Here is a 17,899-nt window from a genome sequence, read left to right as displayed (position 1 = left end):
TTTTCGTGTCCTCATTATAGCAACAGATTTTTTCGGATTTGGGGAAAACACACAATTACAAACCATTCGTAATAAGTCGTTAACATCCTGTAATATAACAAAAAATATAGGAAAGCGTTTTTCATTCTATATGACTCATAGGTTTCTAGTTATATTCAAAATATTTAATACAACATGTTTTTTTCGACGTAAATAAGAATATTACAGGAATGTTACATGATGTTTACTAAACGATTACATTCCTTGAGTATTTTACCGTTTTATGGGTAATATAGTTATATAAACATAAACATTTTGTTTGTGAAGCTATAAACACGTGCTATATACTAGCAAAAAAACCGCATAATTGTTACAAAACGAAAGGGTTGCAAGGAAGAACTTTGCCCTTTTTTACATATGTAACACATCCTTTTTTAGGAAAATACATTCCTATCCGCGTTTTTCTCACACAATTTGACAGCAGTATTTCTAACTTGTAGCTCTTGCAGAGTGAAAAGGTTATACGAAAGGTAAGGCTGTCCATAAGAATTCGAATTGGTGAAGGTGAAAGTAAGAAAATCACCGCAAAATTATAGTTTTCTATCCGATTTTACATATCGGAATTTATGTTATTTACAAAAACGAAACCTACGAAGGGGGATTTGATGAGGAAACTGACAAAAACATTCATCGTTTCATTAACATTATGTATTGCATTTACAATTTGGGGGATTATTCCCGAATCTATTATTGGAAAAGGTAGCTTAGGAAATGTAACAACCGCAATTCAAACTGCATTAGTTAGTAAGTTTGGATGGTTTTATATTATTTCCGTTTCTATTATTTTAGGTGTATCTATCTTTTTAATTGTTTCGAAATACGGTTCTATTCGTTTAGGTAAAGATGATGACGAACCTGATTATAGTTATATGACATGGTTTGCTATGTTATTTAGTGCTGGTATGGGTATTGGCTTAGTTTTCTGGGGCGTTGCCGAACCATTAAACCATTTATACGCACCTCCGTTTGGAGATAGTGCAACTGAGGAAAGTGCGCGCCTTGCACTGCGTTTTTCATTTTTCCATTGGGGATTACATCCTTGGGGACTATATGCGTTTGTAGCGTTATGTATTGCTTACTTTACTTTTAGAAAAGGAAAAGCAAGTACGATTAGTGCGACAGTAGGTCCGTTATTTAAGGGCGGGGAACACGGGCGTATTGCTCATTCATTTGATGTGTTAGCTGTTTTCGCAACTGTGTTTGGTGTTGCAACATCATTAGGTCTCGGTGCAAAACAAATTGCAGGTGGTGTTAGTTATTTAACATCTATCCCGAACTCATTAACGACTCAGTTAGTTATTATTGCAATCGTAACAGTATTATTTATGTTATCTGCGCAAACAGGTCTTGATAAAGGAATTAAATATTTAAGTAATACGAATATTATTTTTGCGTTTGCACTTATGATTATTGTATTATTTGCGGGTCCAACAAACTTTATTATGAATTACTTCACTTCAACAATCGGTTCTTATATTCAGGAATTACCAAGCATGAGCTTCCGTTTAAGTCCATTAGACGAAGGTGGAAACCAATGGATTCAATCGTGGACAATTTTCTATTGGGCATGGTGGATTGCATGGTCACCATTCGTAGGTACGTTTATTGCTCGTGTTTCACGAGGTCGTACAATTCGTGAGTTTGTTATCGGTGTGTTACTTGTGCCGACCGTAATTGGTGCACTTTGGTTCTCTGTGTTCGGCGGTACTGGTATTCATATGGAGCTGTTTGGTGATGCACATATCTTCGACAAAGTGAAAGAAATGGGAACAGAAGTAGGATTATTCGCTATGTTTGATCAGATGGGCAGCTTTGGATCAGCTTTATCGGTTTTAGGTATTTTACTTATTGCAACATTCTTTATTACATCTGCAGACTCTGCAACATTCGTTTTAGGGATGTTAACGACACATGGTAGTTTAAACCCACCAAATCGTATTAAAATGATTTGGGGTATCGTTCTAGCCGCGATAGCTTCAACCTTATTATATATTGGCGGATTAGAAGCATTACAAACAGCAGCTATCATTGCAGCATTCCCGTTCGTCTTTGTTATTTTCTTTATGATGGCAGCATTATTTAAAGAGTTACAAAAAGAAGGACGTATGAAGCGTCATTAATAATAGAAGGAAAAGAGCTGATTTCATATCAGCTCTTTTTTTATCCCTCTATTTGCTGAGCAGTAAGAACCCCACCTCAAAATTCAGCAAAAGCAAATAAATCGAGCTGCTTGTAAAAGCCCGATTGGTGATGGCTAATGAAAGTTTCACTTTATATAGAAGGAATTTGAAATGCGGGTAGGGGAAATAAAATACTTTACCATATAAGTAGTATGCCTTTTATACGAAGAAAAAACGATAGGTTTCGACAATATTCGATACCTTACGAATTCTATTCGTATTTTTGTCAAAAATATGTCGGAAATGTGTTGTCACGTTTATATATATGTGCTATATTATTTCCTGTAAGCGATTTCAAATAGTTTTAAAGCGCATTCAAGGGGGACATCTAGAATAATGAAACGTTACGAAAGAAAGTGGAAGCATATTTGTTTGAAACGTGTGGCACATCGTAGTGTCCAAGAAAGCACGGAACCTAAGACTGAAACGCGCAAAGAACAGCAAGAGAAGCAATTGGTTCTACAAAAATAGCAATCACTTTTTCGTATATAAATGAAGGTCGATCGTTCGTTGGGGGATGGACGTGAAATTACTTTCAGCTAAGGGGTATTGTCTGATATATAATTTATACGGCAATAAATAAGCACAGAGCATACGGCGCTCTGTGCTTATTTTTATTTATCTTTTTTGAATCGAACTGTCTTATCCCAGCCAATGACTTGTTTCTTGCTCTTTGCACGTAAGTATAAGATTAAGCTACGAATAAATAAGTACGTAAAGAGCTGTGCGTACGTAAAGTACATAATAACGCTAATAAAAATATTAGTCGGTGTAAAGGTTCGTTCGACACTCTGGGCACTAAATAATTGAGAAACATATGTAATATATGCGACATACCACATAAATAGTAGCGGAATGCTATATTGAATTTGGAATATCCCGAGTAGCCCAATTACAAACCAAACGTTCGAAATGATTAGGAATAGCCAAAATACAACATACACTAGAACTTGTTGTAAGGAATGAACGAGCAGTTTTCCTTTAAAGAAGCTTAATGACGAGAACATTTTCTCTAAAATGTATAAATTCCCTTGGAGCCAACGTGTACGTTGTTTAATAAGGATTTTTAAATGCTCTGGTTCTTGTTCCCAAGTAACTGATTCTGGGACGATTGGTAAGAGATAACCTTTTTGTGTAATTCGTAATGTTAATTCGGCATCTTCTGCAATTGCATAAGGGTCATAGCCACCAAGCTCTTCTAGTGCAGAGCGACGAAGAAGCATGTTTGTTCCTGTCAGTGAGCCTGTTTGGAATAGTAACCAGCGGCCAGATTGCATAAGGAGCTGGAAGATTTGAAATTCTAGCGAAATCATTCGCGTCAGCCAGTTTCTTTTTTCGTTTACTGTACGAACATGTCCAACTGCTCCAACAGCATCTTCAGTTGTTTCAGCGTGCTCTACAAGCATTCGCAGTGCGTGTGGTTCAGGTTGGTTATCTGCATCGTACACACAGAAGTATTCACCATCTGAAATACTAAGGCCGTAGTTTAATACGCGTGATTTACCCTTCGGTTCACCGGACGGAACACGAATGTGACGAATGTGGGCATAAGCTTTGTCGAAATCATCGCCGATTTCAGGTGTTTCATCTTGAGAGTTATCATTTAATAAATAAATGGTTAGCTTTCCTGGATATTCAATCTTCGCCATCGCCTCTAAAGTATCTTTAATAACGACCCCTTCATTATGAGCAGGTATGAAAATATCAACGCTCGGATAATGTTCTAGCGTACGATCTTTTCGTTTACTATTTCGGTGAATTAAGCCCGCGATTGTTAAGAAAGAGTAGTAAACGAGTAAGCCAGAGAATAGAAAGGCTGTAAAAATAAGTACATATTTAATTGAAAATGTGATACTGATCCAAAAAACGAGTACGCAAAACAGAAGAAATAAAAGAAGTATAACGAGAGTCATCATAACAATGTCTGTCCTTTGTTTCCAATTTGCTCGCGTGAAATTTTTACATCTCGGATTGCTTCAGCTGCAAGCCATTGCTCCATTTTTGGCTTTAGGCGGTTCATTACAATATCAGCACCAGCTTCATTTGTGTTTTGTAATAAAATAACTAGCGTATTATTATCATATTCAGCAGCAAGGTCAAAATCATTCCTTACGGTTTCAACTAATAAGGAAGCTACACGGTCCATAACACTTTCCTTCGTATATTTACTAAAGGAAGTGAAATCAAAGTAAACAATAAAGCCTGTTTCATTACGACGATTCATTGCAGTCGTTAATAACGCTTGGCGTCTCTCGAATTCTTGTCTTGTTAGTAATTTTGATTCTCCAATATATTGTTCCAACGTTCTCACACGCTCAGTTAAAGTTTTATTTTCATGAATCACTTTTTTCAATAGGTGAGTTGTTATGTATACAATGAAGAAGTTAGCTGCCATCAGGAAGTGGGTAATCATATATTGCCATTGAACTGATGTACTCCATAAATGAAGCCATGCTTCATAAAATAAATAAAATACGGAAATAATGGTTCCTAGTATGAAGAAAATAAATGCTGTTTTGTCAGCTAAAAATAAGAATAGTACATTTACGATTACGTATATTATTGTAAAAATGAGCGCATGCTCATAATTCATCACATGTACAGTAGTAAAATAAAATACAATTTGTAAAATCCACATAGAGAGGATTTTATAGAACTTATCTTTCACAAAACTTTCCTCCTTAAAGCTATTTCATCAATAGATACTTGTAGTATGCGCAATTATTAAGAAATTGACCATGTCGTTAAATTCTTTTGAAGGGCAACCACAAGTAGTATCTCTATTTTCATCAGAAAAATAAAAAGACCTAAACATTATTGTATCATAATGTACTTATATTTGGGATAAGGTGATTAATAGATACATAAAAGACGTTTGGATTGCATGAAAAAAGTCTTCTCTTGTAGAAAGAGAAGACTCTATATAAGTTTATAGGAACATCATACCTGCAACTGCTGCATTTAAGAAGTTCGCTAATGTACCAGCGATAACTGCTTTAATCCCTAATTGTGCAATTTGTTTACGGCGAGTAGGAGCTAGCGTTCCTGTTACACCTAATTGAATTGCGATAGAAGAGAAGTTTGCGAATCCACAGATTGCGAATGTTAAAATTAGATTTGTTTTGTCAGAGAACTCTGCCATGTGTGGTCCTAAGTTTGCGTATGCAACGAATTCGTTGATTGCAAGTTTTTGACCGATAAAGCTTGCTGCTTGTACAGCTTCACCTGGAGAAACACCGATTAAGATTGCAAATGGTGATAGTAAGTAGCCGAAGATTAAATCAAGGCTAAGTTTAATATGGAATAAAGACCCAACTAATCCTAATAAACCATTTAATAAAGCGATTAATGCGATGAAAGCCATTAACATTGCTGCTACGTTAATAACAAGTTGCATACCTTCAGATGCACCGCGTGCAGCTGCATCGATAACGTTTGCATCTTCACGTTCTGTAGAAAGTTCAACGTTATTATCTACTTTTTCTGTCTCTGGCATGATTAGTTTTGCAATTAATAAGCTTGATGGAGCTGCCATTATTGCAGCTGCTAATAAGTGCTCTAACGGAATACCCATTGCTGCATAGCCGACAAGAACTGATCCGGCAACAGCTGTCATACCGCTTACCATAATAGTGAAGAATTCACTATTTGTTAAGCGTGCTAAGTAAGGTTTAATTAAGATTGGAGCTTCAGTTTGTCCTAAAAATACAGTCGTTACTGAGTTTAAGCTTTCTGCTTTAGAAGTTCCAAGAAGTTTACTTAATGCACCACCAACGACGCTAACAAATTTCTGCATAATACCAAAATAATATAAGATTGCTACTAATGAACTAATAAATACGATTGGAAGTAGTGCTTGAATAAAGAATACAAATCCCCAAGGTCCTTTTGCGTTGACTAAATCCCCAGCAACGAACTTAATTCCCTCGTAAGAAAAATTAATTAATCCTTGAACACCGTCAGCAGCGTGTTTTAAACCTGCTTTACCAGCATCCCATCGTAATACGATAAATGAAAATGACATTTGTAATGCTAGCGCAATTAAAATTGTGCGCCAATTAATAGCTTTGCGGTTGGAAGATAGTAAGAAAGCAATTGCTAATACTCCAATCACGCCGCCAATTCCCCATAAAAGATTCATGCAGTGTATGCTCCTTCCTCATAGTAAAAACAGTGTATAAACCAGTTGTCTATACGTTTACGAATATAACATCTTAAGTAACTTATCATAATGGACATCGGAGGTCAAACGTCTAATGAAAAGTTTAAATAAAAAGAAAATTCTTCAAAAAAACACATATAAAATAAATAGACATGAAATAGGTTATGTTTTTTATGAAAATATATACATTATGATAACGTTATGCATTGTTTTTGTAGAATAAAGTGTATGAAATGGAAGAATAGATACATTATTTTTGTAGAGGGAAAGCTAGGGGAAAGGGAGTAATGTGTTGAAATCGTACAAAAAAGCCTTCTAGTAAACTAGAAGGCTTTGAAACTATTAATTAAGGTGCTTTCGTGTATCCTAAGAAGTGGCTCTTCCAATAAGAGTTACTTAATGAAGCGATTGCTACACCTTTATCTCCAGCTTGGATAAATGATCCGCCCCCAAGGTAAATACCCATGTGAGAAGGGCCAGATTTATAAGTGTTTTGGAAATAAATTAAGTCACCTGGTTGTGGACTTGAAGTTTTTGGTAGGCTACTCCAATATCCCGCAACACTTTGACGGCTAATGTTATGACCAAATTTCTTAAATACGTGGTAGATGTAGCCACTGCAATCTACGCCGTTAGCAGAAGTTCCGCCCCAAACGTATGGTACACCTTGCATTGATTTTGCATATGCAAGTACGGAAGAACTGTCGCCACTATTATTGCCTGTATTATTATTGTTGTTATTGTTTTGATTGTTATTTTGGTTATTGTTAGGCTTATTATCTACTGCGCCTCCAACTGGTGTTTTAGATAGGTAACGTGTTCCGATATAACCAGTTTGACCGTTGTAGTTAATTTTGCTCCATCCAGAGTTTTCAGAGATTACTTGAACCTTCTGACCTTGTGGAAGTGCACCTATGATTCTATAATTTGTACCTTCGCCGCTACGTACATTTAGTGCAGAAGCATTAATGTAATAGTCGCCAATTGCACCTTGGTTAGGTTTTTCAGGTTGTTTTGGTTGCTCAGGAGTAGTAGTGCCACCTTTAACGAATTTTACAAATTCGCTACTAACAAAGCCTGTTTTTCCTTGGTAATTTACTTTAAACCAACCGTTTTCAGATCCAACTACGTTTAATGTTGTACCGTTTAAAACGCCACCAATTACACTATGGTAAGCGGCAGGGCCTGTACGAACACGTAAAGATGTAGCGTTAACTACGTAAGAACCACCAGTTTGAATAGTTCCATTATTATTGTTTTGCTCTTGTTTGTTGCCTTCTGTAACGTTTTCGTTAGAACCGCCTTTTGTTACGTAGTCTTTGCTTATATAAGCAGTTTGTCCTGCGTAATTGATTTTGAACCAATCTTGAACTTCGCCGACAACTTGTACTACTTGTCCTTTTTTGACAGAACCTACAGTTGTGTGAGAAGTACTAGGACCTGTACGAACGCGAAGGGAAGATACATTTACTGTATAGTTTCCGCTTGCTGGTTTTACTTCTTGGTTGTTATTGTTATTATTCGTGTTGTTGTTTGAAGAACCCCCATTAGAAGAAACGCCAGATACGAATTCGCCACTTACATAACCTACTTGTCCATTATGGTTAATTTTCACCCAACCATTTTCTTGTCCAATTACGTTTAATGTTTGTCCTTCATATACACGTCCAGAAACAGAACTAGATGTGTTAGGAGCTGTACGTACACGTAATACATCAGCAGTAACTTTATTGTTTCCACCTGTGCTTACATTGTTGTTTGCTGCTCCACTTTTTGATACAAATTCGCCACTAACAAAGCCTGTTTGTCCGTTAATGTTAATTTTGAACCAACCATTTTCTTCGCCAATCACGTTTAATGATTGACCGTTATAAACGCGTGAGATGATGTCGTGAGAAGTGCTTGATCCCGCACGAACATGTAAGACGCTCGCGTTTACCTTATAAGATGAGCTGTTTGACGCAGAAGCTTGGACAGTTGTAGCAGCTTTTTGTGTATTTTGTTCAGGTGCAGCTTGAACACTATCAAGTGTAGGTGCTGCTCCTCCTGCTACAGACACTGCCGCAAGACCGGCAAGATACTTTTTCATAATTTGTCGATTCCTTTCTGTCTGTAATGTAGTGAAGAAATATTTACCAACTGTTAAAAATTCTAAAGAGCATGTCGATTACTGTCAAGGCTTATGTGGGAATCTGAATATGACAAAAAGATTACAAGAAAAAATCAAGGCATAAATTTACACCTTGAGTTCCATTTAAATGCATATATTGAATATGAAAGGACAGAAATTATTCGTGTTTAAGAAGATGACATATTGGATTGTAACAAGATTTTATTAAAAGATTTTTGCAGTTTTTTGGTGATAGGTCCAACTTGCCCATCTTGAATCGCGGTTCCATCAAGGTGGGTCATTGGTAAAATTTCAATCGTTGTGCCTGTGAAAAAGCATTCATCTGCTTGATAAACGTCACGAACGCTGAAAAGTTCTTCCTGTACAGGTATGTGAAGGGTATTCGCTAAAGAAAGGACATATTGACGAATAATGCCATTTAAAATAAGGTGATTGGCTGGATGTGTGTAAAGGGTTCCGTTTTTAATTAAAAAGAAGTTGGAATGACTTCCTTCCGTTACAATACCATTCCTTACGAGAAGTGCCTCTTTACAGCCTTTCCGTTCAGCTTTCGTAGCAGCTAGTACGTTTGGTAATAAATTTAATGATTTAATGTCACAGCGTAACCATCGAGTATCCGGTTCTGATATAGCGCGTATACCATATTCGATCCATAACGCTGGTCTTTCTTTTTTTGTAATATAGGCATAAATTGTCGGAGGGTTATCATATGAAAATATATGTGTGCGAGCTTGTACACCGCGAGATACTTGCAAATAAATTGTGCCATCTTCGTGGAAATGGTTTCTTTCAATTAATTTGTAAAGTAAAGTGATAAGTTCAGCTTTTGAGAAAGGGAGCGATAATTCTATTTCTTCCATGGATCGATATAATCTCGTTATGTGCGGATCTAATAAGTGAAAGTTCCCTTTATATAGGCGAATAACCTCGTAGACACCATCTCCGAACTGCAAACCTCTTTCTTCAAGTTCTATGTACGTTTGTTGTTTTGTTGTATCAATAACTTCATCATTCCAAAGTACAAATTTTTCGTATGCCAATTTCCGTCCCATCCTTTCGTAAGTACGTAAGTAACGTGAAACTTTCATTCATGCGAGATAAGAATCACTATAGTAATTTTTATGTAAGTAATTCTCTACATATGCCCGTAAATGCCCGATTGGTGAGGGCTGATTAAAGTTTCACTTTACAGCATTTTGTATATACAAATTCGAAAATAAGAATGAGAATCCTGCTTTTAAATAAAAAAAAGCAACATTCTTATGGAATGCTGCGCAAGGAGGGTAGCTATCTTTCATAGGGACATTGTCTCGTTGAATGCTTTGTGTATGGAAACAAAACATGTTGAAAGACAATCATAAGAAAGTAGAAACAAAAGATTTACACATTTCTTTAAGGGATCTTACGAAAGATGAGAGATAAGAAATATGTAGAACCTTGTTTACATATTTTATTATAGAGATTTTTCATTAATACTATGTGAATATTTGGTAAAGGTTATGTAATTTTAAAGTTAATGAATATAAGTAGTTGTATGGAAGAAAATAAAAAAAGAGGCTGAGATTACTCAGCGCTCTTCTTTTCTTCTTTAATAGCTGTTTTTACTTCACCAGTTTTGATCTTATTACTTTCAGAGAAGCGAAGTAAGTCACCTTCAATGATTTTATCAGACATGTTCAATTCATTTTGGGCACGATCAATTAGTGGTTGAGATTCTTCTTTCGGTAATTGTACAACTTCGCCAGTAGCACGGTCGTAGAATGTACTGTTTGTGTACATGTATTTATCTGTAACGAAGCTACCGTCACGAAGAACAACAAATCCTTTATTATCAGGTGAGAATACGTCATGACCGAATCGAACGTCATTTGTAGAATCTACACCAAGTAAGTTTAGAATAGTTGGTTTAATATCAATTTCACCAGTTGGTTTCGAAATTGTTTTACCTTCTTTTTGACCTGGAACGTGAATAAACATCGGTGTTTTTTGTAAGTTCATATGGTCAAATGCAGTGATTTCTTCTTTTCCTAAGAACTGTGCCATTGCACGGTTATGGTTTTCAGAAATACCGTAGTGGTCACCGTAGAATACGATTACTGAGTTGTCGTAAATACCTTCTGCTTTTAGACGCTCAATAAAGTGTTTCATTGCTTCGTCTAAGTAACGAGCAGTTACCATGTAACGGTCAAATACTCCATCACCAGAATTATATTCGTCGATTAATTTTGTACTGTCATCGTAAGTGAATGGGTAATGATTTGTTAAAGTAAGGAAGCGAGTATAGAATGGTTGCTTCACTTCTTTCAACATATCAATAGATTGATCGAAGTATTCGATATCTTTTAATCCCCAGTTTAATTTTGTTTCCGGCGTAATCTTGTAATCAAGCTCGTTGTAGTAACGATCATAACCAAGTGCTGGATACATAATGTTACGGTTCCAGAATGTTGCGTTGTTTGCGTGGAATACCGACGTGTGATACCCTTGCTGACGTAAAATTTCTGGAGTTGCTGTATATTCATTGTTACCGTGTGTGAAGAATACAGCACCGCGGTCTAGTGGATATAAAGAAGTATCTACTAGGAATTCAGCATCAGATGTTTTACCTTGACCAGTTTGATGGAAGAAGTTATCAAAGTAATAACTTTCTTTCGTAAATTGGTTTAAGAATGGTGTAACTTCTTGTCCGTTAACTGTTGCACCAATTAAGAATGTTTGTAATGACTCAAGAGAGACAACAATTACGTTTTTCCCTTTTGCAGTACCGAACATATTTGGATCTGGTTTACTTTGTGTTGTTTTCACGTAGTTTTCTGTTTCTTGTAATTTACTACCGTCAGCGAATGCTTTTTGTGAACTTGATTTCGCTTGTAAGCCAAGATCGTATACTTGGTGTACATATAATCCTAAGTTTTTAACAAGCATAACGCGGTCGAATGAACGTGTTAATAGTTCTGGGCGTTCAGCTTCTGCAAGTCCTAAGTTTGCGAAGAAAATAGCAACTGTTGATACGAAGTATAGAGAACGCATCGGGCGTGCTACACGCTCTGTAGGTGCAAAGTTTTTCATTTTCTTCAACAGAACGAAGAATATGATAATGTCTGCAAATGCAAGAATAATTTTGTAGTTAAATAATTCTTGCACACTAGAACCTAAACTTCCGAAGTTAGATGTTTGTCCGAGTACTGGTAAAGTAACGAAGTCATTGTAGAATCCGTAGAACATTACGTTACCAACAAGAACGATTGTTAAGATAAAATTAATTCCTAGTGCTATATAGTTACGTTTTTTCCCTTTTGCAAATAATGCAAGACCAACAAGCAGTAATGATGCTGCTAATGGGCTAAGGAATAAAATGAATTCTTGCATGAAAGATTCAAGTTTTAAATCAAAGCTTGTGCGTGTAATAATGTAAGTTTTCAGCCATAAGGCTAATGCTACGAATACAGTGAAACGCACATTTTGAAATTGTGATTTCAAGGTTTCTTTCATTCATTTCCACCCTTTCTCTATCAGGCTTGGTCGATTTTGGAGCGAAAAATGCTAAAATAAAAAATACATAGTTTTCTTGGCCATAATTAAAGGTTCTATATTCACCCATATACGACTATAACTATGCATACCCTTTTGGTTTCTTTTGTTGCTCATAAGCATAACGTCATTTCTGTATTATACAACAAAATTCATTTCTGAGAAACACTATAACATTTTACATTTTTTGTATAAGGTTTGTCACTACCAGAGAAAACTTTAACATTCGTTTATATGTCCGTCAACTAGAAAATATAACAAAGATAGAGCAGAATGTTAAGTGGAAGTGAAAATTTTCTTTGTTGAGAAATAAGAAACGAAGATGGGTAAGGGTTATCTAGAAATCTATTATATGAAGGAAATTGTGTAAAAATTAACGAACACTTGTTCTTTTTTAGTTTGTTTGTTACAATGAAAGTTCATTGATAGGTTTTGTGTAATTTCTATGAACTTTTACTGATAACATATTGTAGCTTATTTCTTTTTAAAAATAGGGAGGCTTTTACATGAAACAAAAATTTTCAGTTGAAGCGTTTTGGAAGAAAGTAAAACATGTTGCAAAGCAAGCAGGGCAGTCGGTCATTTATACAAGTTTATTACTGTTTTACGTTTTGCAAAGACCCGATGTTCCAAAACGAGTGAAAATTATTGTAATTGGAGCACTTGCTTATTTTATTGCACCGATTGATGCGATTCCAGATTTCATTGCTGGAATTGGTTATACGGATGATTTAGGGGCGTTAACGGCCGCACTAATACAGGTGTCGTTATACGTCAATGAAGATGTGAAAGATAAGGCACGAGTGAAGTTGGCAGAATGGTTTGGTTCGGATATAGACACAACATTTATCGATCAGAAATTAGGTCAATAGGTGAAACCTGTCATAAGGTGACAGGACGAACGTAAGCGAGGAAGTGCATTATGCCATCAGGAAGAACGCATACGAAAATAAACTTAATATCCCTTCCGGCTGTTTTGTTTTTGCTTTTTTCGTATGGATTAACAAATTTTGATTTTTTATTAACTTTTGCAATTGGTTTTTTAGTAGGTACTTCATTTTTAACACCAGATTTAGATACGTACAGTAATGCTTATAACAAATGGGGTTTCTTACGTATATTTTGGTATCCTTATAAGAAAGTAATGCCGCATCGATCTTTCTTTACGCATACGATTATACTTGGTGATGTGATTCGTATTGCGTACATGTTAATCGTCTTTTCTCCATTTTTATTCCTATTAAATGTAATCGCACTGGATGGTAATTTAATAGAAATTGCGAAGAAGCATGAGGTTGAAATTGTAACGTTCTTAATGGGAATTGTTGTGGCAAGTACGCTCCACATTATAGCGGATAAAGTGAATACGCGCCGAAAGAAAATGATGAGAAAAAAGAAGAAACGCAGAAGATAAAGTGAACGAATCGGGAAAAGGACCCTTGCAATTTGCAAGGGTCCTTTTTTAAACAAACGTTTGTTTAAAATTAAGCTTTCAGTACTTTAATTCCTTTTACAATGTTCCAGATGAAGTAGTATAAGCTGATGATTCCGCAAATAGCTAAGACAATCATTGATCCAATTCCAAGTGTTACATCTGCTTGGTCAGATCCCATACCCATAATTCCTAAAATGGCTACGCCGATAAATGTAGCGATACTTGGGATGATGTGTGTCCATAGAGCACGTTTTGCATGTGGCTTTGTTTCAGCGTCCCCCACAATCCAAACGATAATTGGGAATAAGATAGGGGCAAATAGTACACTAAAGTACGATAAAGCAGCTAATATTTTGTTTCCATTCATATATATCACCTCATAAATAATGTCCGTTGTTATACTATTATTATGCAATAATTTTTGCAAGCTTTCTATCGATGAACATTACAGGAACATGACGATTTTGTAAGATTTTTTTATTAAATGATAAAATTTTCAAAAAAATCTTTTTTAATGGAAATTGTTATGGTACAGTATAAATGGAAGTTGTTGAAAACGTTTTCTTAAACGTTTTTTTATTTTAGGCTTAAAGGTATGATGACCTGATAGTCTATTGATGAGGTTATTCTATTTAAAAGGGGATTCTTTAGGGGGAGAGAACAATGAACACATGGACACAAGTTTATGATCCATTCGGAAACATTTGGATTTCGGCAGCGGTCGCACTTATTCCGATTATCTTTTTTTTCTTAGCTTTAGCAGTTTTCCGCATGAAAGGGTATGTGGCAGGATTTATTACAGTTGTACTTACAGTTTTAGTAGCGTTATTCGCTTATAAAATGCCGTTCACGATGGCAATGGCAGCGACCGGATATGGTTTTTTATACGGATTATGGCCGATTGCTTGGATTATCATTATGTCGGTATTTTTATATAAAATTTCTGTAAAAACAGGTCAATTCGATGTGATTCGTGCATCGGTATTATCGATTACGAACGATCATCGTCTACTCGTTATTTTAATTGGATTTTCATTTGGAGCATTTTTAGAAGGAGCGGCAGGATTTGGAGCACCAGTAGCGATTACAGCAGCGCTTCTTGCGGGTCTTGGGTTAAATCCTTTATACGCAGCAGGTCTTTGTTTAATTGCAAATACTGCACCAGTGGCGTTCGGAGCGATGGGAATTCCGATTACAGTTGCTGGACAAGTAACTGGTATTGATCCAAATAAAATTGGCCAAATGGCTGGACATCAATTACCGTTCTTATCATTATTTGTTCCATTCTTTATTGTATTTTTAATGGATGGATTTAAAGGGGTAAGACAAACATGGCCGGCTCTATTTGTAGCGGGTAGTTCATTTGCAATTACGCAGTTCATTACAGCGACATTCTTAGGACCAGAACTTCCGGATATTACGTCAGCACTAGTAAGTTTAGTGAGTTTATCGCTATTCTTAAAAGTTTGGCAGCCGAAAGAAATTTATCAATCCGGGCAAGCAAATAGTGAAGTAGCAGCAACAACGACAGCGGCATCGATGCCGAAATTAACGTTTGGAAAAGTAGTGAAGGCATGGTCTCCATTTATCGTATTAACGGTTATGGTAGTCATTTGGAGCCAAAGTTTCTTTAAGGCATTATTCGCTCCAGGAGGGGCTTTAGAAAGTCTTGTATTTAAGTTTGAAATTCCAGGTCTGCATAATTTAGTAATGAAAGCAGAGCCAATTGTAAATAAACCAACGCCTTACGAGGCAATTCTGAAGTTTGATGTATTATCGGCAACCGGAACAGCGATTTTAATTGCTTGTATCATTTCCATGTTTATTTTGAAAATGAATGTAAAAGATGCAGTAGTGACATTTAAAGAAACGTTAAGTGAATTAAAAATGCCAATTCTATCTATTGGATTCGTACTAGGGTTTGCATTTATCGCAAACTATTCTGGTCTATCTTCCACGTTAGCGTTAGCATTAGCCGGAACTGGTGGACTATTCCCGTTCTTCTCACCATTCTTAGGCTGGATTGGCGTATTCCTAACAGGGTCTGATACGTCAGCGAATGCATTATTCTCAAATTTACAAGCCATTACAGCGCAGCAAGTCGGCGTATCTGAAGTGCTTCTCGTTGCAGCAAATACAACAGGCGGTGTAACAGGTAAAATGATTTCTCCGCAGTCGATTGCGATTGCTTGTGCGGCGGTTGGTCTTGCTGGAAAAGAATCGGATTTGTTCCGTTTTACAGTGAAGCATAGCTTATTCTTCGTAATTATTGTTGGTATTATGACGTATGTGCAGGCGTATTATTTAACGTGGATGATTCCATAAAAAACAAAAGAAATAAACTTTGAATTTTTCAGATTATAGTGTATGATGGGAAAGTATTGAAAATTAAATCAGTGATAAACTAGGGGTGCCTAACGTATGCGTAGGCTGAGAGAGAAGCGCGTGAACTTCTTAACCCTTTGGACCTGATCTGGCTCGTACCAGCGTAGGGAAGTTAACGGCTTTACATAATGATGTCTTTATGAGCCAGGTCCTTATTTTTTTATGGACCTGGCTCTTTTTATTTTGGCATGCGCTGGCCATATCTCGTCCTTGTCACGAACAGGGGGGCAACAAAAATTATGAAACAATCTGTTTCAGCTGAGCAAATTGAATTGAAATCGAGTTTACCAGGGAGTAAGAAAGTATATGTGGATGGACCACGAGAAGGCATGAAAGTACCGATGCGTGAGATTGAACAAAGCGAAACGAATGGCGTCCCAAATCCACCAATCCGTGTGTATGATACGAGCGGTCCTTATACAGATCCTGCGTATAAGGTCGAGCTGGAAAAAGGCATTCCAACGCCGCGCCACTCTTGGATTATGGGGCGTGGTGATGTAGAAGCATACGAAGGGCGTGAAGTGAAACCAGAGGATGACGGTGTGAAAGTAGCTTCGAAGCATACACCTGTTTTCCCGCAAATGGATCGTAAGCCGCTTAGAGCAAAGCAAGGTGCAAATGTTACGCAAATGCACTATGCACGTAATGGCATTATTACGTCTGAGATGGAATACGTTGCGATTCGTGAAGGGGTAGAGCCGGAGTTTGTTCGTAAGGAAATCGCAGAAGGCCGCGCTATTTTACCAGCGAATATTAATCATCCAGAAGCTGAACCGATGATTATCGGGCGTAACTTCCATGTGAAGGTCAATGCAAATATCGGAAACTCTGCTGTATCTTCTTCTATTGCAGAAGAAGTAGAGAAGATGACGTGGGCTACTCGCTGGGGTGCAGATACGATTATGGATTTATCTACAGGTAAAAATATTCATACGACGCGTGAGTGGATTATTCGTAACGCGCCTGTACCAGTTGGAACTGTACCGATCTATCAAGCGCTGGAAAAAGTAAACGGAATTGCAGAAGATTTAACGTGGGAAGTATATCGTGATACGTTAATTGAGCAGGCGGAGCAAGGCGTTGATTACTTTACGATTCACGCTGGTGTATTGCTTCGTTACATTCCAATCACGGCAAAGCGTACGACAGGTATCGTTTCACGCGGTGGTTCGATTATGGCGCAGTGGTGTTTATTCCATCATAAAGAAAACTTCCTATATACTCATTTTGAAGAGATTTGTGAAATTATGAAACAGTACGATGTTTCGTTCTCTCTTGGAGATGGATTACGTCCAGGGTCTATTGCAGATGCAAATGATGAAGCACAGTTTTCTGAGCTTGAAACACTTGGTGAATTAACCAAAATTGCTTGGAAACATGATGTGCAAGTTATGATCGAAGGACCTGGACACGTACCGATGCACTTAATTAAAGAGAATATGGAGAAAGAGCTTGATATTTGTCAGGGCGCGCCGTTTTACACACTTGGGCCACTAACAACAGATATTGCACCAGGTTATGACCATATTACATCGGCGATTGGAGCTGCGATGATCGGTTGGTTTGGAACGGCGATGCTTTGTTATGTAACGCCGAAAGAACATTTAGGTTTACCGAATAAAGATGATGTACGCACGGGTGTTATTACGTACAAAATTGCAGCGCATGCGGCTGATCTTGCGAAAGGACATAAAACGGCTCATCAGCGTGATGATGCACTTTCAAAAGCACGCTTCGAATTCCGTTGGCGCGATCAATTTAATCTATCTTTAGATCCTGAACGTGCGATGGAATATCACGATGAAACGTTGCCTGCAGAAGGGGCAAAGACAGCTCACTTCTGTTCAATGTGTGGACCGAAGTTTTGTAGTATGAGAATTTCACATGATATTCGTGAATATGCAAAAGAAAATGATTTAGAAACGACAGAAGCAATTGAAAAAGGAATGAAAGAGAAAGCAGAAGAATTTAAAGAAGCTGGTAGTCATTTATATCAATAACACGTTACACCTCTTTACTTGATTGATCACACTGTA

At 36.9% G+C, this 17,899-nt stretch carries 12 protein-coding genes and 1 riboswitch; of the genes, 5 read left to right on the top strand and 7 right to left on the bottom strand.

Annotated features, from left to right (window positions below):
* Window positions 1–644: 644 nt before the first annotated feature.
* A complete protein-coding gene (gene opuD, locus ACO6VI_RS06815; RefSeq protein WP_001229103.1) occupies window positions 645–2,159 on the top strand; it encodes a glycine betaine transporter OpuD in 1,515 nt (504 codons plus the stop codon).
* A gap of 674 nt (window positions 2,160–2,833) precedes the next feature.
* Here opuD and ACO6VI_RS06810 read toward each other — a convergent pair.
* The 6 genes from ACO6VI_RS06810 to ACO6VI_RS06785 form a co-directional block, all read right to left on the bottom strand.
* Window positions 2,834–4,135: a glycosyltransferase family 2 protein gene (locus ACO6VI_RS06810; RefSeq protein ID WP_000988755.1), complete on the bottom strand. Its 1,302-nt coding sequence runs from the start codon at window positions 4,133–4,135 to the stop codon at window positions 2,834–2,836.
* Window positions 4,132–4,887 carry a diguanylate cyclase gene (locus ACO6VI_RS06805; protein WP_088020981.1) on the bottom strand — a complete coding sequence of 252 codons (756 nt, stop codon included), beginning with the start codon at window positions 4,885–4,887 and terminating at the stop codon, window positions 4,132–4,134. The genes ACO6VI_RS06810 and ACO6VI_RS06805 overlap by 4 nt, the downstream gene beginning before the upstream one ends.
* A gap of 261 nt (window positions 4,888–5,148) precedes the next feature.
* Entirely contained in the window at window positions 5,149–6,360 is a 1,212-nt protein-coding gene (locus ACO6VI_RS06800) for a NupC/NupG family nucleoside CNT transporter (protein WP_088020982.1), read from the bottom strand.
* A 367-nt stretch (window positions 6,361–6,727) separates the two neighbouring features.
* Window positions 6,728–8,470 (bottom strand): SH3 domain-containing protein, encoded by a 1,743-nt coding sequence (locus ACO6VI_RS06795; protein ID WP_422423014.1) that lies wholly within the window; start codon window positions 8,468–8,470, stop codon window positions 6,728–6,730.
* A gap of 209 nt (window positions 8,471–8,679) precedes the next feature.
* Complete coding sequence (locus ACO6VI_RS06790; RefSeq protein ID WP_075717958.1) at window positions 8,680–9,564, bottom strand: D-amino-acid transaminase; 885 nt, start codon at window positions 9,562–9,564, stop codon at window positions 8,680–8,682.
* A 511-nt stretch (window positions 9,565–10,075) separates the two neighbouring features.
* Window positions 10,076–12,004 (bottom strand): LTA synthase family protein, encoded by a 1,929-nt coding sequence (locus ACO6VI_RS06785; RefSeq protein ID WP_063549079.1) that lies wholly within the window; start codon window positions 12,002–12,004, stop codon window positions 10,076–10,078.
* Between the two features lie 545 nt (window positions 12,005–12,549).
* Between ACO6VI_RS06785 and ACO6VI_RS06780 the strand changes: the two genes are divergently transcribed.
* Together ACO6VI_RS06780 and ACO6VI_RS06775 are read left to right on the top strand one after the other, a co-directional pair.
* Window positions 12,550–12,915: a YkvA family protein gene (locus tag ACO6VI_RS06780; RefSeq protein ID WP_000810378.1), complete on the top strand. Its 366-nt coding sequence runs from the start codon at window positions 12,550–12,552 to the stop codon at window positions 12,913–12,915.
* Window positions 12,916–12,965: 50 nt separating this feature from the next.
* The gene (locus tag ACO6VI_RS06775) at window positions 12,966–13,457 is read left to right on the top strand and encodes a metal-binding protein (RefSeq protein ID WP_063549077.1); all 492 of its coding nucleotides are present in this window, start codon (window positions 12,966–12,968) and stop codon (window positions 13,455–13,457) included.
* 70 nt (window positions 13,458–13,527) lie between these two features.
* On the opposite strand, the gene ACO6VI_RS06770 is transcribed toward ACO6VI_RS06775, so the two are convergent.
* A complete protein-coding gene (locus ACO6VI_RS06770; RefSeq protein ID WP_001014096.1) occupies window positions 13,528–13,845 on the bottom strand; it encodes a DUF4870 domain-containing protein in 318 nt (105 codons plus the stop codon).
* Between the two features lie 296 nt (window positions 13,846–14,141).
* Here ACO6VI_RS06770 and lldP point away from each other — a divergent pair, with 296 nt between their 5' ends.
* Window positions 14,142–15,803: an L-lactate permease gene (gene lldP, locus ACO6VI_RS06765; RefSeq protein WP_422423013.1), complete on the top strand. Its 1,662-nt coding sequence runs from the start codon at window positions 14,142–14,144 to the stop codon at window positions 15,801–15,803.
* 71 nt (window positions 15,804–15,874) lie between these two features.
* A riboswitch (TPP riboswitch) is annotated at window positions 15,875–15,990 on the top strand.
* 112 nt (window positions 15,991–16,102) lie between these two features.
* Window positions 16,103–17,863 (top strand): phosphomethylpyrimidine synthase ThiC, encoded by a 1,761-nt coding sequence (gene thiC, locus ACO6VI_RS06760; protein WP_000814477.1) that lies wholly within the window; start codon window positions 16,103–16,105, stop codon window positions 17,861–17,863.
* The last annotated feature ends 36 nt before the right edge of the window (window positions 17,864–17,899 follow it).

The sequence above is a fragment of the Bacillus sp. PSXD-155 genome (assembly GCF_049310765.1).
Taxonomy (GTDB): Bacteria; Bacillota; Bacilli; order Bacillales; family Bacillaceae_G; genus Bacillus_A; species Bacillus_A cereus.
The sequence above is the reverse complement of the archived record's forward strand: the minus strand, read 5'-3'. Positions and strand labels throughout refer to the sequence as shown.